At 44.8% G+C, this 21082-nt stretch carries 15 protein-coding genes and 2 tRNA genes; 12 read left to right on the top strand and 5 right to left on the bottom strand.

Annotated elements, in window-relative coordinates; translation table 11 throughout:
• Positions 1 to 5 precede the first annotated feature (5 nt).
• Genes ACMVP2_RS08580 through ACMVP2_RS08570 form a run of 3 tightly spaced genes read left to right on the top strand, consistent with a single transcriptional unit; the run spans position 6 to position 4470 of the window.
• Complete coding sequence (locus tag ACMVP2_RS08580) at positions 6 to 1013, top strand: DUF4249 domain-containing protein (RefSeq protein WP_416867406.1); 1008 nt, start codon at positions 6 to 8, stop codon at positions 1011 to 1013.
• On the top strand, positions 1006 to 2076 hold the full coding sequence (locus ACMVP2_RS08575) for a DUF4249 domain-containing protein (protein WP_416867405.1): 1071 nt from the start codon (positions 1006 to 1008) through the stop codon (positions 2074 to 2076). Before ACMVP2_RS08580 ends, ACMVP2_RS08575 begins: the two co-directional genes overlap by 8 nt.
• A 21-nt stretch (positions 2077 to 2097) precedes the next feature.
• Positions 2098 to 4470, top strand: a complete 2373-nt coding sequence (locus tag ACMVP2_RS08570; protein WP_416867404.1) for a hypothetical protein — start codon at positions 2098 to 2100, stop codon at positions 4468 to 4470.
• Between the two features lie 9 nt (positions 4471 to 4479).
• On the opposite strand, the gene ACMVP2_RS08565 is transcribed toward ACMVP2_RS08570, so the two are convergent.
• The 5 genes from ACMVP2_RS08565 to hflX all read right to left on the bottom strand — a co-directional run bounded on the left by ACMVP2_RS08565 (position 4480) and on the right by hflX (position 8685).
• Positions 4480 to 6813, bottom strand: coding sequence for a hypothetical protein (locus ACMVP2_RS08565; RefSeq protein ID WP_416867403.1), 2334 nt, complete (start codon positions 6811 to 6813; stop codon positions 4480 to 4482).
• 91 nt (positions 6814 to 6904) lie between these two features.
• A tRNA-Arg gene (locus ACMVP2_RS08560) sits at positions 6905 to 6976 on the bottom strand.
• Positions 6977 to 6981: 5 nt separating this feature from the next.
• Positions 6982 to 7224, bottom strand: coding sequence for a GIY-YIG nuclease family protein (locus ACMVP2_RS08555; RefSeq protein ID WP_339811623.1), 243 nt, complete (start codon positions 7222 to 7224; stop codon positions 6982 to 6984).
• Between the two features lie 140 nt (positions 7225 to 7364).
• A tRNA-Arg gene (locus tag ACMVP2_RS08550) sits at positions 7365 to 7436 on the bottom strand.
• A 37-nt stretch (positions 7437 to 7473) separates the two neighbouring features.
• Positions 7474 to 8685 (bottom strand): GTPase HflX, encoded by a 1212-nt coding sequence (gene hflX, locus ACMVP2_RS08545; protein WP_416867402.1) that lies wholly within the window; start codon positions 8683 to 8685, stop codon positions 7474 to 7476.
• Positions 8686 to 9003: 318 nt separating this feature from the next.
• On the opposite strand from hflX, the gene ACMVP2_RS08540 reads away from it, so the two are divergent.
• The 9 genes from ACMVP2_RS08540 (at position 9004) to ACMVP2_RS08500 (ending at position 21044) form a co-directional block, all read left to right on the top strand.
• Positions 9004 to 10152 (top strand): glycosyltransferase family 4 protein, encoded by a 1149-nt coding sequence (locus tag ACMVP2_RS08540; RefSeq protein ID WP_416867401.1) that lies wholly within the window; start codon positions 9004 to 9006, stop codon positions 10150 to 10152.
• 143 nt (positions 10153 to 10295) lie between these two features.
• Positions 10296 to 11000, top strand: coding sequence for a polysaccharide biosynthesis/export family protein (locus ACMVP2_RS08535; RefSeq protein ID WP_339790833.1), 705 nt, complete (start codon positions 10296 to 10298; stop codon positions 10998 to 11000).
• A gap of 9 nt (positions 11001 to 11009) precedes the next feature.
• The gene (locus ACMVP2_RS08530) at positions 11010 to 13385 is read left to right on the top strand and encodes a polysaccharide biosynthesis tyrosine autokinase (protein WP_339790832.1); all 2376 of its coding nucleotides are present in this window, start codon (positions 11010 to 11012) and stop codon (positions 13383 to 13385) included.
• Between the two features lie 280 nt (positions 13386 to 13665).
• Entirely contained in the window at positions 13666 to 15075 is a 1410-nt protein-coding gene (locus ACMVP2_RS08525) for a tetratricopeptide repeat protein (protein ID WP_339790830.1), read from the top strand.
• A gap of 82 nt (positions 15076 to 15157) precedes the next feature.
• Entirely contained in the window at positions 15158 to 15928 is a 771-nt protein-coding gene (locus ACMVP2_RS08520) for a phosphosulfolactate synthase (RefSeq protein ID WP_339790829.1), read from the top strand.
• A gap of 75 nt (positions 15929 to 16003) precedes the next feature.
• Entirely contained in the window at positions 16004 to 16951 is a 948-nt protein-coding gene (locus tag ACMVP2_RS08515; protein WP_339790828.1) for a DUF368 domain-containing protein, read from the top strand.
• Complete coding sequence (gene aroE / locus ACMVP2_RS08510) at positions 16951 to 17703, top strand: shikimate dehydrogenase (RefSeq protein WP_339790826.1); 753 nt, start codon at positions 16951 to 16953, stop codon at positions 17701 to 17703. The genes ACMVP2_RS08515 and aroE overlap by 1 nt, the downstream gene beginning before the upstream one ends.
• A gap of 41 nt (positions 17704 to 17744) precedes the next feature.
• Positions 17745 to 19763, top strand: a complete 2019-nt coding sequence (gene uvrB / locus ACMVP2_RS08505) for an excinuclease ABC subunit UvrB (protein ID WP_339790825.1) — start codon at positions 17745 to 17747, stop codon at positions 19761 to 19763.
• A gap of 216 nt (positions 19764 to 19979) precedes the next feature.
• Positions 19980 to 21044 (top strand): acyl-CoA desaturase, encoded by a 1065-nt coding sequence (locus ACMVP2_RS08500; RefSeq protein WP_339790824.1) that lies wholly within the window; start codon positions 19980 to 19982, stop codon positions 21042 to 21044.
• Positions 21045 to 21082 lie beyond the last annotated feature (38 nt).

Raw genomic sequence — 21082 nt, 5'->3', positions numbered from 1 at the left:
CTGTTATGGCATTAGGGATACTAACCCTACAGGGTTGTGTTGATCCGTATGACTACCCATTCGTAGAGAAAACCAATTACCTGGTAGTAGAAGGTGCGATAACAACAGATGAAGGGCCTTATGTTATTACCCTCACAAGCACGAGAAATATCAAGAATGAGGAGAACGCTTTTAAGCTGCGTATGCAGAACGCCAGGGTCGCAATTACCACCTCTTCCGGGCGGGTGGAGCGGCTGGCTGAACAAGACACATCAGGGGTTTACTATACGTCGGACGATTTTAGGGGCAAAGTGGGAGAAAAGTATCAGCTGAAAATAGTTTTGGAGGATGGCCGGGAATACCTGTCAGATTCGGTCGAACTGCTGGCGATGCCTGACATAGATAGTATTGGAATAAAGTACGGAGCAGAAAAGTATGTATCAAAGCTTAATTCAGCCTTGGAAAGCACAGGCTTTTTTGTTGATGCATTTGTGAAAAGCCAGACTAATCAGAGTGGTTACTTCCGGGCAGAATGGCGCTATACCTATATGGTGAACACCAATGGTGCTGCTCCGAATACCTGCTGGGTCAATGTTGCGCCAGTCGAGTACGGAGTGTTCTCTTATGAAGCTAGTGGAAGCAATAACAGCAAACAGCATCCTCTCTTTTTCCTTCCGGTGCGAGGTGTGATGTTTGCTGAGAAGATAAAGGTTAAAGTGACTTTTTCTTCCGAGACCCTGTCCTCTTACCAGTTTTGGAGCAGTGTTTACAATACAACCTATAACCAGGGTGGGGTTTTTGACCCAACACCGGCCTTTATTCCTTCAAATGTTCGCAATGTAAATGAAGCCGACGAAATTGTACTGGGACAGTTTTCAGCCTCAGATGTAAGGAGCATCGTTAGGAATATTTATGCTCAGGATTTTCCAGAGCGGGTAGATACCAGAAGTCCCTGGGCAGATATTTGTCTTAGGTATCCCAAGGAAGATCATTCCACAATCACTGATATTGAGCCCCACGACTGGAATGAATAAAGCTAAATTTCATATCGCTATTCTATTCATTTCAGCGCTTGCTTTGAACAGGTGTGTTGAGCCCTATGACTATCCCGCTGAAGAAAAGAGCAACAACCTGGTGGTAGAAGCACTAATTTCTGGCAATCCCGGGCCGCAAGCAGTTAAGTTGACGACCACAAGAAACATTTACAATAAGGGGAATCAGTACATTCTATATGTGAGCGGTGCAGAAGTATCTGTCCTCGACAGCGACGGTCAGTCCTTTGCTTTCAGCGAGCGGGGGGCTGGGCAATATTATTCCGATTCGTCTTTTACTGCCGTGGGAGGAAAGGCGTACAGGCTCCGGATTGTTACGAAGGAAGGAAAGGTATATGAATCGAATGAAGAAACTGCCTTGCCCACTTCGGAGATGGACAAAGTAGAAATAGCGTACACTGTTAAGTCGGAAAAGAATGAACTCGGGAATTTTGTAGATGTTGATGGCTTCAGCGTTAAGGCCATCGTCAATGATTTACCCAGTCAAAAAAACTACTACCTGCTCAGGATGACCACGATATTCAAAGTGCTGACCGAGCCATCTGCTTATCAGGTCTTCGACCGGGAGCTTGGCAACTACGTTACTCAGCCTAAATCCTGCTGCAATATTTGTTGGGTTACCAAACCCCTTGATGAGTTTGTTGTCTTTAGTGACCAGCTGGTAGATGGAAGGGAGGAGGCTGAAATTCCGTTGACCTTCTATCCTGTAGATCAGAAGTACTTTTATGACAAAGTGTATTTTGAAGTGACTCAGTATTCTCTCACGGCCGAAGCTTATGTGTTTTGGAAAGGGTTGTACGACCTGAAATTCCGACAAGGCACTCTTTTTGACCCTGCACCGTCCGGATTACCCGGTAATATTTTCAACGTTGACGACCGGAGCGAACAGGTAGTAGGATATTTTACCGTGTCAGATGTTACAACAAAAGGAGAGTTTATGACTAAAGATTTTATTCCGAGAAACGTAGTCTATACTTACCGGTACACGGATGACTGTAGAACCCTGCCAAACAGCACTACAACGCAGCCAGCTTTTTGGCAGTAAAAGAAAATGAACCAAAGAAAAATGAAGAAGCTATATACACTCATTTCACTTCTTATTCTTGCCTGCTCAGTTGGTGCGGCACAGGACAAAGTTATTGACCAGTTCAAGCTTTTTGCGGCCAACAAAACGCAGGAAAGAGTGTATTTGCACATGACCCAACACTATGCCCAGCCAGGTGATAGAATATGGTTCAGCGCTTACGTATTTGACGACGCCAATCAGAGGTTGTCGGATGGAAGTAAAGTGCTTTACCTGAATGTGGTAAACAAAACGGGGGATGTGGTTGTGGATGAAAAGGTGTCGCTTGAAGCAGGTGTTGGTGAGGGGTATATTGACGTGCCAGCGGACTTTGTGAAAGGGGCGTATATAGTGAGGGCGTACACCGGTTGGATGAGGAATTTTGGGCCGGAGCACTTTTTCAGGGACTGGCTTTGGGTAAACCAGCAGCCGGGCGAACTGTCTCTCGCTGGTGGCGAACCCCCGCATGTTGATGAAATGGAAGTTGCCCTAACCACAGAGGGTAATTTGCAACCCGTTTCAGGGCTCACATCAAGGTTTACCGTAAGCGTGTTCGACGATCTTGGGCAGGGGGCGGTACTTGAGGGTGAGGTAGTGAACAAGGCGCATGAGTCCCTGGCTACTTTCTCCACCAACAAGCACGGCTACGGTGCTTTTATCTTGCGCCCTGAGGCTGGGGAAAAATATGAAGTAATTTTAAAAGATCAGCATGGTGATGCGATCACTCATTTCTTACCCGAAGTGAAAGCAGAAGGCATCTCGATGCTTGTCACAACCCAGCCCACTGTGGTCAGGGTATCGCTTCAGAGTAAATTAGCGGCTGCCGAAAGACAGAAGCTCAGGCTCATTCTCCAGTCAAAAGGCACCATTTACCTGGACCGGGGGGTTGATTTTGGTGCCCAGCCTGCTCAGGCCCTCAGCATACCGACGGCCGGCCTTAAAACAGGTATTTATCAACTGTCGTTGCTCGATGGGGATGGGATAGAAGTTGGTCAGCGTGTTTTTCAGATATATCCAGCTTCCGATGAATTAACGCTGACACTCGATCAAAGAAATTTCAAAAGAGGAGAAAAGGTGAGGACGTCTTTCGCTGCCAGCAATGTGGCTGCCTACTCAGTTAGCGTGTCCGACAAGCTGCTCGAAGGTGACTATGTCGCCCCTGCCATTAACCAGGTCTATTATATGGCTGATGCGCTTGCGCCGGATGCCGCTGAAATGATCAAGTTCTTCGATAGCAGCTTTAAGTCCCCTGAAAACTGGGATTTGTTTTTGCTCACCAAAAAGCTGCCAGCTTATTCCTGGCAGGAAATAATGTCGTATAAGGCAACCTATCCTAAATGGCCTTACGAAAAGTACATCAGTGCCTACGGACAAGTACGAACTTCTGATAGCCTGCTGCTGGGCCAGGAGCTTTTCACATTTTATAGCTTTGCCCATGAGGAAATCATCCCCGCCCGAACCGATGAGTATGGATGGTTTTTGCTTCCTGTTTTTGATTTTTCAGGGCCTACTAAAATTGTATGCCTATCCGACAATACCAATGTTTCGTTTTCAGAGATGAAAATAGACATTGAAAGCGGCCTTCCATCCACTGCTCTGGAAGTAGACATGATGAAAAAGTTAGCTCAAAGCGGAGTAGCCTTTGCTGACCAGAAGAGAGATAAGCTGGCGTTCAAAGGGTCTTACAGAAAGCTGGTGCCTGGGCTCTATCCCGAGAGGAAAGAAACAGAAGTGAGCAGAGAGTTTTCACCTCTGACAAGGAACACTGAAGACTATCAGCTTGATTTACGTCAATATCTGAGCTTTAGTAGCCTAAGAGAGGTATTCATAGAAATCGGTCGTGGTATAGTGGTGAGAGAAAGAGGCGGAAAACGAGTAATCATGATGTACGACCCGGTTAACGCTACTTTATTTAATGATCCGGCGCTGATTTTCATCAATGGCATTCCGACTATTGACTATGATCTGGTGCTCACACTAGACCCTGATGTGATAGAAACCATCCAACTGTATCGGTCTGCCACTGCCCAGGAGCGTTTTGGTGCGATGGCCCGGAACGGTATTCTATCCATTTCTACCAAGGACAAAGCCCTTGAAATTCCCAACCAGGAAAATATCAGCTTCGGTTTTGAGGGATTTCAGCCAGAAGAAGAATTCACCAATGCCAGCCTGACGCAGCAAAAAACGTACTTGCCGGATCTGCGTCACCTGCTTTACTGGCGCACTGGGACTAATCTACCGACCTATATAGAATGTACTTCGTCGGATGTGCTGTCGAACTACGACGTAAACATTGTCGCAATCACCCCGGAGGGAAATTTAAAAACAGGCACCGTGGAGTTTAGTACTCTTCCCGTAGAAATGGCAGACAACTAGGCATTCTGACTAATCGATGACATACTCTGAGATGTCCTTTGTGCCGGGCATCAAATGGAAAAAGTTGATTTGGCGCTGGATAAGGCCTTGTAATTCAGGAGTCATAAAGGCCTTCTTGTTTCTGTAGTAGCTACTGATGTACGAAAGAGCGTCTCTCGCAAGCGCCATGTGGTTGGGATTGGTTGGGTCATAGTAGTTGTTGAGATAGTAAAGCGTTTTCAGATAAAAGCTCAGAGAAATGTTTTCAATTAAAACAGGGCACAACCTGCCAGGATTCCTGGCCAACCTTCTCACAAGTTCCTGCATCTTTTGAATGGGGATGTCTACATCCAGCCAAAAATTGCGGACTGGGTCAAAGCTTTCAACCTGATAGTCAATAAAGTGATAGAGGTCAAATTCTATCATCTGATCAGACTGGTTGACCAGACGCAACATGGTTTCGTCTTCGTTGATAAATAGAACTTTAAGAAAAAAGTAGTAGTCGGAATAAGACCCTTTGTAAAACGACGGTGGTTCCAGATTCTCATTCTCAAAAGCTGATTGATAAGTGCGGGCGCTTTGCTCAAGCCTTTCAGCGAGACCCTCCACATCTGTTGATCTGAACCGGTGGCTTGCACCTTTGTACGAGTACTCATATGCCCTGCCAGAGTAGCAGCTTACCCCAGCGGCCAGGTTTGGCGGCAACTGCTGGAGGAAGGCATAATGATTGAGTTTGAGGGCATAAAATCCAGGCGTATTTGGGTAAGAAAGCCGACATAGCACTGATGGGCTCAGCGAGCCATTCATAATGTATTTGAACGTATAATATTGCAGATCGACGGCCATCCCGTTGAGCATAGTCTTGGTATTGGCAGCTATGGTTTTCGAATAAAGCAGAGAAATGATGTCCTCGTTGGCTGCTTCGAACAGTCGATCCCGGTCAAATTCCGCTAGCCTGTTATGCCAATTCAGCGAGTCTACCTGAATCGGCCGTTTCCTCTCAAACTGCTCGATGAGCATATACATGAAAAGCACCCGAACGAATGGGGCATTGGGAGCTGCGTTAACGGCATACACCAACTCGTCACTTGTGATTTCGTCGCCCACGTAGATTCTGAAAAGGTAATGAAGAATGCCGCTGACCCGTTGCTGGTCGACTGTGCTTATGTGTCCAGATCGGGTGGCTACCACTCTGTAGGCAGTCTGGTTCAACACCCTGAAGGCCTTGTCAATCCGCTCTTCTTTGTTAAGCCTTTTGGCCAAAACCAATTGCAGTTCGGCTTTTCTGGATTGCTGTAGCAAAGGCTCCAGTCTGGCGAGTAAAAGGGAGTCTTTTTGCAAGGTATCCTTCAACTGGGCTTTTGGCATGGCTTGAATCCACTTGATAGAATTCTTTTTTGCGAGTGCCACGAGCGCCTCATAGCCATCGTCAAAGCCAATCGAATCTGCTTCCACTGGGTCGCTGCTCATTTCATTCAGCATTTTGTAGAGAAATGAAGCCCGCTTTTCCTGTAGGTTGCGGTTCAGGAGGCTGTCGCCTTCCAGCGAAGAATATCCATAAAAGTCAGCCTTCAAAATGCTGAGGTCGTTATCGTTCAGGTATTTCCTGAGTGAGTCAATCGAGACGGACTCAGGTTCGTATTTGTTCTTTGGAAAGTAGATTCTCTGTCGTCTTTTGAGAATGTCCTGGTCGTGGCCGGTGTAGGGCTGGTAGGTTATTTTATCAATGCCGTAGCCTTTGAGCTTTCGCAGTTCAAAAAAGCGGTCGATGGGCACACATTCTACATTTGAAAGCGTCGGTAAGTAAGGGAGGCTAATTGTGTGTAACTCTTCCAATGTTAGCCTTGCCACCTTTCTAAAAGGTCTTTTTACCAGTACCGAGATTTCCGAAGGCGTGGCAGCGCCCTCCCACTGTGCCAGAGTAATCCACTGACTGTAGACCCATCTGCTTGGCCTTTTGCCCATCGTAAAATTGAGCAGGTCGTCGCTGTACTTTTGTTGAGTTTTCCCGGTGGTCTGTTCATCCATCGACAACGTTGTTGCCATGGGCAGTGTGGCTTGCTGGCTTAAGATGGTTTGTACAACCTGCTTTTTACTGACCTTTTGTTTGACGCCATTTTTATCAAGAATAAATGCAAAGCGCAGGTTTTTGATATTTGACACTGGGTGTGCCTTTAGTTCCGTTTTGCCATCGGGTGTTGTTGTTAACTGAAGGCGGTGTCGGAGAAGCCGTTTCTCCCATTTGCCCTGTTTTTTGGCTAAGAGCTCGACTTGGGTGGTGTATGCGTTGTCGCTGATTTGTCCTTTTGAAGGTGCGCAAAGTGCAAGGAATAGAAGACACAGCCAGACGATTTGGATTTTCATTGGTAGTAATTTCCAGAATTACCGCCGCTTAAAAAAGAAAAGAATGCTTAATTGGTGTCCGGAGGAAGAATTTTCCGAAAAAGATGAAAAGTGGTCCCGGCAGGAATCGAACCTGCACCTCAAGCTCCGGAGGCTTGCATAATATCCATTTTACTACGGGACCTTTTGCTATTGTGTTATTTGCGACTTCAAATATCTACGACCGCTCGCAGTTTTAAAAAATTTTTCTCTCTTAATTGCCTCATCCCTGGTTTCAAAAGTCTCGAAGTAGACCACTTCCCAGGGCGCATACCTGGCAGTTGATGTTGTTCGCCCCTGATTATGTTCTTTAAGCCTTCTGTCCAGGTCTTCACAATGTCCTTTGTAGAAATTCTTTTTATCAAGGCTCCTAAGAACATATGCATAGTACATCGCACCAATATTATTTAATCTTGCATCTCAAGCTCCGGAGGCTTGTATAACCTGCCCGACTGCGTGGTCAGGCGGGTATCCATTTTACTACGGGACCGGTAAGAATTGAAAAGCAAATGTCTTAATGCTGCACGAAGAAGTGGTCTCGACAGGAATCGAACCTGTATCTAAAGTTTAGGAAACTTCTATTCTATCCATTGAACTACGAGACCTTGATGTCTTTTCAACAAAAAGGAGTGCAAAATTAAATTAATAATTGACGTTTTTCAAGTAATTGGGGTAAATGCTAATGTGATGCTCCAATACTTCTTTGTAAAGCGTTTCACGCAGTTTGCTGATGTCACCCTTACTCGTGGCTGAAATAAAGATCAGTTTTGTGTCGGGTTTCTCGGTGTAAAGAGCCAGGGCACGTTCTCTTGGCGTGGCCATTACCGGTTCCTGGATCTCAAATTCGTCCGTTGTTTCTTCCTGCGGCTCCTCGGGTACAAGATCTATTTTATTGAAAACAGTGATAACAGGCTTAGCATCAGCGCCGATTTCTTTCAGTGTTGCCTCCACCACCTTTGCGTGTTCCTCGAAAGACGGGTGCGATATGTCCACTACGTGCAGGAGGATATCTGCCTCCCGTACTTCGTCAAGTGTAGACTTAAACGACTCGATGAGGGCATGAGGAAGTTTTCTGATAAACCCAACTGTATCTGAGAGCAAGAAAGGAATATCGTTGATAACTACCTTCCTGACAGTGGAATCCACGGTAGCAAACAGCTTATTTTCGGCCAGCACATCAGATTTGCTTAGCCTGTTCATAATCGTGGACTTGCCAACGTTGGTATAACCCACTAGAGACACCCTTACCAGTTGTCCTCTGGCTTTGCGCTGTGTAATCCCTTGTTTTTCTATTTTTTCTAACCGCTTTTTGAGCACAGTGATTTGGTCCCGAATAGCCCGGCGGTCAGTTTCTATTTCTTTTTCACCGGCACCACCCCTTGTGCCAGTTCCCCCCCTTTGCCTTTCAAGGTGAGTCCACATTCTGGTAAGCCTTGGTAGCAAATACTCGTATCGTGCCAGCTCCACCTGGGTTCTCGCCTGGGAGGTTTGTGCTCTCTCGAGGAAGATATCGAGGATAAGAAGGCTTCGGTCGTATATTTTTACTTTTAGCTCGTTTTCCAGGTTTCTCAACTGAGAGGGCGTAAGGTCATCGTCAAAAATGACTACGTCGATTTCTTCCGCTTTCACAAAGGAGTTTATTTCCTCTAATTTTCCCTTGCCCACGAAGGAGCGGGTGTCGGGCCGTGGTAGCCGTTGGGAAAATTTTCCCTTAATTTCCAGACCAAGCGTTTGCGCCAGGAACTCCAGCTCATCAAGGAATTCCTCCGCCTTGGATGGCGGCTGGTCTTTATTAATCAAAGCCACCAACACAGCTTTGAGTGGAACAGGGGCCGTAGAGATAAGTTTATCCATTTGTTGAAGTAACTTGCAAGTAAACCAATAAATAGCAATCGTTCATCGAAAAGTTCACACCATTCATCTGATTATTGATTTTCCTTCTTTAATAATTAATACTTTCGATAAGACAAGAAGGAGTTAGACCTCCATCTAATTTTAAACTTCATAAATAAAGTTTAACTTATTAGAGGAATAATAATAATTTGCACGACCATTGGAAATATATTCAGTCTGTCGCATTTGGTTTTTGTTTCTCGGTTTTCTTACAAATATGTTTTAACGAAGTAGAAACAATTACTTGCGTCGACTGTTTATAAACCACCTCGCCTTATTATGAGAATTGCTATCGTCATCAATTCGTCCTGGAACGTATTCAACTTTCGAAAGAACCTTATTCACGCTCTTTTGAAGAGGGGAGATGAAGTGATAGCTATTGCGCCCGAGGATGAGTACTCTAAAAAATTGGTGGCAATGGGCTGCGAATTTTATCCGGTTCCCATGAACACCACGGGAGTAAATCCGATACGTGACTTGCTGCTTCTCTTTCGACTTATCAGAATATACAAAAAAGTGAAGGCAGATGTTTTTCTTCACTATACTATTAAGCCAGGTATTTACGGTACTCTAGCCTCCAAATTTGCGGGCAGCGCCGCTGTTATTAATAACGTGAGCGGCTTAGGAACTGTCTTTATTCAGGATAATTGGGTGCTGTCAGTGGCGGTGCAACTTTACAAGCACTCGTTTAAGTTTGCTGACCACATTTTTTTTCAGAACCCTGACGACAAAAAACTCTTCATTTCCTTGGTGAATCCTGAAGGTCCTTCCACGAGCGTTATTCCTGGTTCGGGTATCGACCACCACAGGTTTTTTCCAAAATTCAATACAAATGGGCATTTCACTTTTCTCATGGTGGCGAGAATTCTGGTGGAGAAGGGAGTGAAAGAATATGTGGAAGCAGCCAGAATTTTGAAAGGAAAGGGCCTTAATGTAAAGTTCTTGCTGCTTGGGCAAATTGAGAAAAAGCATTTGAGAGCAATATCTGCCGCTACGGTTCAGCAGTGGCATGACGAAAAGGTCATTGAATATGTTGGAGTTACCGATAAGGTTGAGGACTGGATTGCCAGGGCCCATGTGGTCGTACTTCCATCTTACAGAGAAGGGCTTCCCAAAACCTTGCTGGAGGGTGCCGCTATGAGCAGGCCCCTGATAGCGTCAGACGTCCCCGGATGCAACGCAGTAGTACATGATGGTGTTACCGGACTGCTGTGCAAAGAGCGAGACGTTAACAGCCTTGTTGATGCCATGCAGCGAATGATGTTCTTTACCGACGAGGAAAGAAGCGCAATGGGCGAAAACGCCAGACAGCATGTTATCACACACTTTGACGACAGCTTCGTTGTTGACGAGTACTTAGAAAAAATTGACTACTATACTTCTGCTGAGACACCAAAAACTCATCAATTAAAAGAAGTATTTGGTTGAGAATCTTTACTTTTCCGCATTAATTGACCTCCAGGGTTAACTTTTCTACTTTATCGAAGCATGGTATGAAGAACTGTGGAAGAACAGTTGTTTTTTTTGCATTACTTATATTGAGTTCCTGCAAGCTCTACAAGCAGGATGTCATGTTCAAGATGGACGACAAGTTCACAGAATCAGACCTCACGCAGGCAGTTTCTTTGGCAGAGAAGAACTATCAGATAAAGAAAGACGACTATCTTAGGTTGGATGTGTTCACCAATGGAGGTGAAAGAATTGTCGATCCAAATTTTGAGCTTCGCCAGGGCATGACGAATCAGAACATGCAAAATACCCGTCAGTTTGTTTATTTGGTCAGGCAGGATGGCCTGGTGAAGCTACCCATGGTGGGAGATGTCGATATCCTGGGCATGACTATATACGAAGCAGAACAAAAACTTCAGGCACTTTACAGTGAGCACTATATTGACCCTTATGTTGTATTGGGTTATGAAAACAGAAGGGTGATTGTGCTTGGCGCCAACGGCGGACAAGTGATTCCGCTGGTCAATGAAAATACTTCACTAATTGAGGTAATTGCTTTGTCGGGAGGAATTAATCAAGGAGCCAAAAGTCAGACTGTGCGATTAATAAGGGGAAATCTGAACAATCCAGAGGTATACGTGATTGATTTGTCAACCGTCAGTGGAATGCGATCATCGATTGTGAGGCTGGAGCCAGGTGACATCGTCTATATTGACCCATGGCGGCGGGTGTGGATAGAGTCTCTAAGAGACGTATCTCCAATTTTAAGTCTGATCACTGGGGTAATAACCTTGGCTTTGGTAATAAAAAGCATCAATCTTAACTAAAGTGAGCAATTGACAGAAAGCAGCAACACAAGCGGATCAGGTTTAGGTTCTGGCGTGAATGAATCAGATGCGTTCAACGACCTTGACGTCGAAAAGCTACTTCAGGTAGTAAGGAGTAGTATTTTGTATGTGGTAGCCATTTTTGCTGTCGCTGGAACTGCTTCATACGCTTTTCTCAGGTACACCAAGCCTGTATACGAATCTGAGTCGCAACTAAAACTCAATATTCAGAATGAAGCAGTGATTTTGGGGGTGCAAAACCCCCTGGAGAACTCTGGCGTGAACTCTCTATCAGGCGAGATCGAACTCCTTAAATCAAACCTGTTTTTCAGTCGGGTTGTTGAGGCGATTAATTACAATGTGTCTTACCACTACTATGGAAATATCCTTACTGAGGAGCGATACCGGAACAGCCCATTTGTGGTTAGTTATAAGTTGCATAACGCTGGCTTTTTCGATAAGCCTATCGACATCGAAATTATTTCTGAAAACGAATTTGAATTGTCCTTTCCACCAGCTGAGAAGTCAGGTACCTCCCGGCATAAATTTGGCGAAACTATCAGCACCGCTGACTACAACCTTCTGATTGAGAAGACTGAGAATTTCGCTGATGACAACGGCATTGGCAAATACTACTTTACGATTAATAGCGAGTCGGCGCTGATAAATTTTTTTCAGTCGAACGTCACGGTTCAGCCACTCAACTTTAGTGCAAAAACGATAAAGATCTCTTTGAGAGACTTCAACAAGTATAAAGCGAGGGATTTTGTGACTGCTATTGACACCCTTTATCTCAAATACACAACGGAAGAAAAAAACCAGGCTATTGAGCAAAAGCTTTCATTCCTGAATGAACAACTGGGAATTACCGAAGGGAAAATAGAGGAATACGAGGACTATTTTGAAAACTTTACCATAGAGAACCGAACCACGAATATTCAGACAGACCTGGGCCGAACAATTGTGCTGTTACAGTCGCTCGATTCGCAGCGATACGACCTTCAAAACAAGCTGACAAATATTCAAATGGCACAGGAGCAAATGGACAAGAATGAGCCGTTGCTGCTAGCCAACTACAGCTCCCAGTCTCTGCCAGAGTTCATATCCAGTTCTTTGACAGAATATAACAAATTGTTCGGGGAGCGGGAAGTTTTGCTGGGTTCTTACAACGAGAATACCTATGCGGTGTCTCGTATGACTCAGCGGCTGGCAACTTTGAAGAAAAATGTAAGGAGCATCACAGAGGAGTACAGAGAAAACCTTGTGAAGGCGCTCAGGGAGCTGGACGTTAGAAAGGCCAACCTCGAACGTAACTTCGTCGAATTACCTTCGATGGGCACCGAGTTTAACAAAACAAGAAGGTTTTACAATCTTCAGGAGGAGTTCTATTTCTCCTTAATAAAAAGCAAGGCCGAGCTGGAAATCGCCAAAGCGGGAACGGTTCAGGATTTCGACATTCTGTCGCCCGCATCTTTGCCAGTGGATCCGGTGCATCCGAAGCAGCTGCTCATTTATGGTGTTGGTGCCGTTAGCGGCCTTTTGTTGAGCCTTCTCTTTATTGGCTTGAGATACCTGTTGGACAATAAGATATCTCATCAAAGAGAGCTTGAGCGCCTTGTTAGCGTGCCAGTTCTTGGTTCCATTCCGGTGTATAAAAGAGAAAAGTTGTTGACTACAAGGCTGTTGGTACATAAGATTCCTCAGTCGGTACTAAGCGAGTCGCTACGTAGTATCAGAACAAACATGGACTTTTTACTCAACGGCGGAGACCAGCGGGTAATTGCTGTGACTTCTACCATTAGCGGCGAAGGCAAAACGTTTGTAGCAGTAAACCTTGGTGGTATTTTGGCTAAAACAGGCCAGAAGGTGCTTGTGGTGGATCTTGATATGCGAAAGCCCAAGATACATTTGGCGTTTGGTAGAGAGAAAGATGACAAGGGGATGTCTACTGTCCTTATCGGGCGGGACAAATTTGAGGATTGTGTGCAGACGACAGAGATTGAGGGACTTCAGTACTTGGGCGCTGGCCCCGTTCCACCAAATCCCTCTGAGCTGATGCTTGGGGAGAGGTTTGATAATTTTATCAAGCAAGCATCCAAGAAGTATGACGTAGTAATTCTTGATACACCTCCTGTTGGCCTGGTGACCGATGGTGTGATCGTGATGAAGAAAGCGGATTTAACCCTGTATGTTGTAAGGGCTGACTACTCCAGGAAGATTTTCTTAAAAACGCTCCAGAAGCTGATCAAAATGAACAAGTTCAACAATATTTCTGCCATTCTGAACTCAGTAAAAATTCTGAATAAGAAAGGTTATGGCTACGGTTACGGCTATGGCTACGGTTACGGCTATTACGACGAGGATCATAAGGAAAAAGTTAAATGATTCCTCAATAGACTGACTATCAATAAATAAAAGGTCAGCACTTCAATTTGCCATTCAAGCAAAATCATTGCAAATTTTTTCGAAAACAGTTCTTTTTGTTGGAGTTCATCCAATTATTTTGATTTTTCTTTGACAGAAATTTAAATAATTGCCTATCTTACATAAACCCTCTGCGACATAATGAGCAAAGAAGTTTTTCACTTAGAAAGATTGTTTTCGGGGATTCAATACCCTAGTTTTTTTGTTCCTACCTTTGTCACACTATTAATCATCACATTTAATGGCGGAAGATTTTCGTAAGAAAGAGCTTAAAGAGCTGGTAGAGAAATTTGAGGACTTTGTGAAAGGAAGAGTCAGCCATTATTTTGAGGAAGACGACTTCGAGAATATCATCGACTATTACCTTGATAAACTGAAGTTCAGCAAAGCATTAAAAGCAGTCAATGTAGCGTTTGGTCAATTTCCATTTTCAGTCGAATTAATGTTGCGCAAGGCAACGATACTCACCTCACTTGAAGAGTATGACGAAGCGCTCAAATTGCTTGAAACTGCTGAAAATCTGCAGCCGGGAGATTCCGAGATCATTCTTCTTAAGGGAAACATCCTGTCGCTCAATGGAAACTATGATGAAGCCATTGATGCGTTGAACAATGCACTGGAGTGGATAGAAGATAAGGACGAAGTTTTTTATAATATTGGCCTGGCTTTTCAGGGTAAAGGAGACTACAAGCAGGCGGCTGACAATTACAAGCTAGCCATAGAGTTCAACATCAATCATGAAAATGCGCTGTACGAACTGGCTTACTGCCTGGATGTAGCAGGTGAGCTTGAAAGCAGCCTTGATTATTATAAGCAATTCATTGACAGAGATCCGTTTTCGGAGTATGCCTGGTATAACCTCGGCATAGTTTACAACAAGCTTGGAAGGCACGTGGAGGCTATCGATGCCTATGAGTACGCAGCTGCCATCGACGATAGTTTTAGCTCTGCCTACTTCAATATGGGCAATGCTTATCTTAACATAGAGGAGTACGACAAAGCGCTAAAGGCGTTTCAAACAACCGAGGAGCTAGAGGGGCCGAGCTCCGAAACCTATTGCTATATTGGAGCCGCCTATGAGAAATTGGGTGAATTGGATGAAGCGCTGTCTTTCTACAGACGAGCGGCCAAGCTTGATGACATGTATGACGAAGCCTACTTCGGCATTGCTTCATGTTTGAAGGCCCAGGAAAGATGGTTTGAATCCATTCATTTCTACAACAAAGCACTTAAACTCAATGCTGAAAATCCCGATTACTGGCTAGCAGTTGCCGAAGCTGAATACAAAGTTGGCAACATTGTTTCAAGTATGGACGCTTTTGAGGAGGCAACCATATTAGACCCCAAAAATCCGATGGCCTGGCTTGGCTGGTCGCACATTTATTTTGAGCAGGGCCAATATGAAAAAGCTGTCGATACTGTTTCTTCCGGCATGGATGAATGCCCTGAGGAGTCCGATTTATATTACAGGGCTACCGTGTACTTAATAACCGCTGGTCGATTCAAAGAGGCCTTTGCAATTTTGGAAAATGCCTTAACTTTGAACTTTGAAAATCACGTCGTCCTCTTTGAGTTTTTTCCAAAACTTGAGACTCAGAAGGCACTATACAAAATCATTGAACGCTATAAGTCTAATAATAAAGATAAATAGGAATTGCCTTTTATTTAAGGGTGTTTGAAAGCCATGCCTGGTGCGTACTGGCTTTTTTTGTTGGGAAATTTAGGAAATTGAGATGTTAGAAAACTATGCATTAAGTAAGGTTCCGGAGAGAACCAAGAAGCCACGGCAGACAGGTTTTACCATGGTGATGGATAAGGGGAGCAGCCTTAGAGAAGCTACGGATTTGATTGAAACATGTGGTGAGTATGTAGATATTATTAAGCTTGGCTGGGCAACTTCATATGTTTTCCCAAAGCTGAAGGAGAAAATTGACCTCTATCAGTCGGCGGGCATCCCAGTCTATCTTGGAGGTACCTTGTTTGAAGCCTTTGTAATCAGAGATCAGTTTGATGACTACAGGAAGGTTTTAGACAAATATGGATTGAAGTATGCGGAGGTGTCGGACGGCTCCATTACCCTCGATCATGACAGAAAATGTGAATACATTCGGCAGTTGTCTGGCCAGGTAACGGTATTGTCAGAAGTCGGATCAAAAGATGCTGCCAAGATTATACCACCCTACAAATGGATTGAGCAGATGCAAACGGAGCTGGACGCCGGCGCCTGGAAAGTGATTGGAGAGGCCAGAGAGGGAGGAAACGTAGGTTTGTTCAGAGATTCTGGAGAAGTTCGCCAGGGACTGGTAGAGGAAATTTTGACGAAAATTCCGTTTGAGCGGATTATCTGGGAAGCACCGCAAAAGACGCAGCAAGTTTGGTTCATCAAATTGCTGGGAGCCAACGTGAACCTGGGAAATATTGCCCCTCAAGAGGTAATTCCTTTAGAAACGATAAGACTAGGCTTAAGAGGTGATACATTTGACCACTTTCTGTCTCAGTTCTAACTAATTATATTTATCGGGAGGTCATTTCTGTTTGAAGAAATGGCCTCTTTTTTCAATACCCTGGACATCATTTTAATGCCGAGAAAGTTAACTGACTATTTTTTGCTCTTTTTGAAGGGCCTGGCTATGGGAAGTGCCGATGTGATTCCGGGAGTCTCCGGTGGAACAATTGCCTTCATCACTGGTATTTATGAAGAGCTACTGGACACTATCAAAGCATTTGACCTGACGGCGCTGAAGTTACTTACAGGCTTCAAAATCAAGGAGCTTTGGAAGCACATTAATGGCAATTTTCTTGTCACCTTGCTTGCTGGCATAGGACTGAGCATTATCATCTTTGCGCAGGTGATTACCCACTTGTTGGAACTGTATCCGATCTATGTTTGGTCTTTTTTCTTTGGCCTTATCATCATCTCGTCCATCACCATTGCCAGGCAAATCAAAAGGTGGTCCCCGGGTGTTATATTTGCCTTTATAGCAGGGTTGGTTTCTGCGTACATCATTGTTTCATCCACGCCGGCTACAACGCCAACATCCTGGTGGTTCATTATCCTGAGTGGAATGGTCGCCATAACAGCCATGATACTTCCGGGTATTTCGGGCAGTTTCATTTTGCTGATCATGGGCAAATATGAATATGTTTTAAGAGCGCTCAAGGAGTTAAATTATCTTGTTATAGCACTTTTTGCAGCAGGCTGTGTCATAGGGCTTCTATCTTTTTCACGAGCCATTTCATGGTTTCTGAAAAAATACCACAACATGGCCATCGGATTACTGTCTGGCTTTATGGTGGGTTCCCTCTACAAGATTTGGCCCTGGAAACGAGTGGCGCAATTTAGGCTGAATAGTGCCGGCGAACAGGTACCATTTATAGAAAACAACGTTTGGCCGCACTATTATCAAAAGCTTACCGGGCAAGATCCTCAAATTCTTTTTGCTCTGCTTTTTATTGCCCTTGGCTTTGGCGTTGTGGTGATTATAGAAAAAATTGCACACACGACCGTCAAGTACAAAAACAAGTAATGCCGAGGCTGTTTGGACTAATAGGGTTTCCGCTGACCCATTCTTTTTCAAAAAGATATTTCACTGAGAAGTTTCTGAAAGAGGGTGTCAGCGACGCTTCCTACGAGCTGTTCGAGATGGAAGCCGCCGCCGGCTTTCCAGCTTTGTTTGCCGAGAACCCCAATCTGGTAGGGATAAATGTCACCATCCCGCATAAAAAGGCAGTCATTTCTTTGCTGAACAAGCTTGATCAGAGTGCTTCAAGAGTTGGGGCGGTTAATGTGATTAGAAAAGAGCGGGACGGACAGCTGACTGGGTTTAACTCAGACTATATAGGTTTTTTGCGGTCGTTGCAGAGTTGGGCCGGTGATGCAATAGTTGGATCAAAAGCCCTGGTGCTGGGCACAGGTGGAGCGGCTTCTGCTGTAAAGGTGGCTCTGGAGGACTTGAAGATTGAATTCCTTCAGGTGTCAAGGTCTGCCGGGAATGGAGTTATTACCTATGGAGATTTGAAAAATGATCCCACGATTCTTGAATCGAGGAAATTGATTATCAACACAACACCACTGGGCACGTACCCGGATATCGGAAAATGTCCGGACGTTGATTTCGGGAGAATTGGTTCCGGCCACTTATTGTATGACCTCGTCTACAATCCAGCCGAGACACTTTTTATGAAGAAAGGGCAGGAGCATGGAGCCAAAGTAAAAAACGGATACGACATGCTCGTGTTGCAAGCTGAGAGAGCCTGGGAAATCTGGAATCAAAAGTGATGATTATTTCGTTTATTCGTTGACCAACAAATTTCTACTCTTTGGACTTCGAACTAACATCTGAATACCAACCCACCGGCGACCAGCCAAAGGCAATTGCAGAGCTTGTAAAAGGCCTAAATGCAAACGAACCCGCCCAAACGCTGCTGGGAGTGACAGGCTCCGGCAAAACCTTCACAGTGGCCAACGTCATCAAGGAAGTGAACAGACCGGCCCTGGTGCTTAGCCACAACAAAACATTGGCTGCACAACTATTCGGCGAACTTAAGCAGTTCTTTCCTAACAATGCTGTTGAGTACTTCATTTCCTACTACGACTACTACCAGCCCGAGGCGTTCATTCCAACCACAGGACTTTACATAGAGAAAGATCTTTCTATCAACGAAGAAATTGAAAAGCTGAGGCTAAGTGCCACTTCGGCGCTGCTAAGCGGAAGGCGGGATGTGATAGTGGTTGCCTCAGTCTCCTGCATATACGGAATAGGCAATCCGGATGAGTTTGGGAAAAATGTTATTCGGTTAGAGGAAGGGCAGCAGATCACCCGAAATCAACTGCTTTTCAGCTTTGTGGATATTTTGTACAGCAGAACGGAGGTAGAGTTTAAGCGGGGTAACTTTAGGGTGAAGGGGGACACGGTTGATATTTTTGTTGCGTATGCCGACTTTGCCTACCGCATTATTTTCTGGGGAGACGAAATTGAATCCATTCAGCGAATCGATCCACAGTCTGGTAAAAAACTCAGCGACGAGAAAATCATAACAATATTTCCTGCCAACCTTTTTGTCACCGGAAAAGATGTGATCCAGCAGGCCATCATCGAAATTCAGGACGACATGATGGCCCAGGTCAACTATTTTGAAAGCGAGCGGCGGTTTCTCGAAGCAAAACGGTTGAAAGAACGAACGGAGTTTGACCTCGAAATGATAAGAGAACTGGGCTACTGTTCGGGCGTGGAGAACTATAGCCGCTATTTCGACAGGCGGCAATCAGGCCAAAGACCTTTCTGTCTGCTCGACTATTTCCCTGAAGATTTTGTGATGGTAATTGACGAAAGCCACGTGACTGTGCCGCAGATCAGGGCCATGTGGGGAGGCGACAGGTCGAGAAAGGTGAACCTGGTGGACTACGGTTTCAGGCTTCCATCGGCGCTGGACAACAGGCCGTTGACATTCAATGAATTTGAGGGAATGCTAAGTCAGGTAATATTTGTAAGTGCGACGCCGGCAGAGTATGAGCTCAGAAAGTCAGAGGGTGTGGTCGTGGAACAGATCATCAGGCCAACCGGTCTTTTGGATCCGGAGATTGACGTCAGGCCGAGCATCAATCAGATAGACGATCTGTTGGAAGAGATTGATGAGCGGGTGAAAAAGGAAGAACGTGTACTGGTAACAACGCTTACTAAAAGAATGGCTGAGGAGCTACAGAAGTATCTTGAGAGAGCTGGCGTGAAGTCACGCTATATCCACTCAGAGGTGAATGCACTTGACAGGGTAGAAATTCTCAGAGAGCTTAGGCTAGGTGTTTTCGATGTCCTCGTAGGCGTCAACCTTTTGCGTGAAGGCCTCGACTTACCGGAAGTTTCGCTGGTCGCTATTTTGGATGCCGACAAAGAGGGTTTTCTTAGAAACCAGCGATCCTTGGTTCAGACAATTGGCCGGGCGGCTAGAAATGAAAGCGGAAAGGTGATTATGTACGCCGATAAAATCACGGACTCCATGCGGGAGGCTATTGATGAAACTTATCGGAGGAGGGACATACAAATTGCTTACAACAAAGAACACGGTATTACCCCCCGATCTGTTAAAAAGAATATCGGCTCAATTATGGGTCAAACTAAGGTGGCTGACTCCAAAAAGGACGGAAGGAAGTACTACGTTGAAAATGAGGAGCCAAGTATTGCCGCCGACCCGATTGTTCAATACATGCCAAAGCCTGAGCTCGAAAAGCTGATCAAGCAAACACAAAAAGCCATGGAAAAAGCTGCCAAGGAGCTGGATTTTATTGACGCAGCCAGATTGAGAGATGAATTGAGCGACTTGAAAAAACTTTATGAAAAATAGTGGACAGGGGCGGCGCAGAGGCAAGGGCTCCTGTTGATAAGAACTAAGCTGCCTAAAATATCGTTAACCAAAAGCATCCCTAAGCGTGAGTCGTTTCAAGAAGCTTGCCGCCGATAAAATTGCGAAAAATATTTCCGGTTTTAATCGTACCTTTGTCAACTCAAATTATCAAGGTGCAAAAGGTTTCTTTTGTACTGTAAAATAACAAGAACCCTAATGAGTGCACCTAAATTTTCATCTCAGGGAAATTCCTTTTATGGCGAACTGAGGTCAAGAATAAACGAATACTTTCAAGAGGCAGGAAAGCCGTCGACAGGTAACTATAAGCTATACTTCAAGGCCGTTGTTCTGGTATTGAGCTGGGTGGGTTTCTATATCCATTTAGTCTTTTTTACTCCAGGCACATGGTTGGCACTCACAGAATCAGTAATAATGGGAGGTTTAACGGCCGCCATCGGATTTAATGTGATGCATGATGGTTCGCATGGAAGTTTTAGCCGCAAGGAGTGGGTGAATAAACTAGCAGGTTTATCGCTCAATTTTCTTGGAGCCAATGTGTTTATGTGGAATACCAAGCACAACGTTATTCATCACACCTACACCAATATTGATGAAATTGACGATGATATTGATGCCAGGCCTTTCCTGAGACTTTGCTCTACGCAGCGTCACCGAAAAATTCATCGCTATCAGCATATCTATGGTTGGTTCGCTTACTCGTTGCTTTACCTGTATTGGGTATTCTTTACAGACTACAAGAAGTACTTTACCCAGAAAGTAGGCTCTATGCCGTTAATGAAGATGAAGCCTAAGGATCATATCAGCTTTTGGGGTTTCAAAGCCATTCATGCGGTTGTGTACATGGCGTTGCCAATTTATATGGTAGGTTTCCTGCCATGGCTAACAGGCTTCCTGGTAATGGGCTTGTTCGCTGGATTGGTGCTTACGCTTGTATTCCAATTAGCACACACGGTAGAACACACTCATTTCCCCGTTCCTAACGAATTGAATAAGCTTGAAGACGAGTGGGCGATTCATCAGATAAAGACAACAGCAAACTTTGCCACTAAAAATAAGCTGATCACATGGTGGGTTGGTGGCTTAAACTACCAGATTGAGCACCATCTGTTCCCCAAAATATCTCATATTCATTATCCTGCCATAAGCAAAATCATCAAGAAGGTGTGTGAGGAGAATGGCATCGTGTATATAGAATATCCACGCATGCGGATCGCCCTGGGCTCCCATGCAGCCTATTTAAAGGCAATGGGTCAGGCATAAAAAGAAAGCCCTTCTCCGTGGTTCTTGGAGAAGGGCTT

The sequence above is a fragment of the Imperialibacter sp. genome (assembly GCF_048007035.1).
GTDB lineage: Bacteria > Bacteroidota > Bacteroidia > Cytophagales > Cyclobacteriaceae > Imperialibacter.
This window is presented reverse-complemented; position numbering and strand designations above follow the sequence as displayed.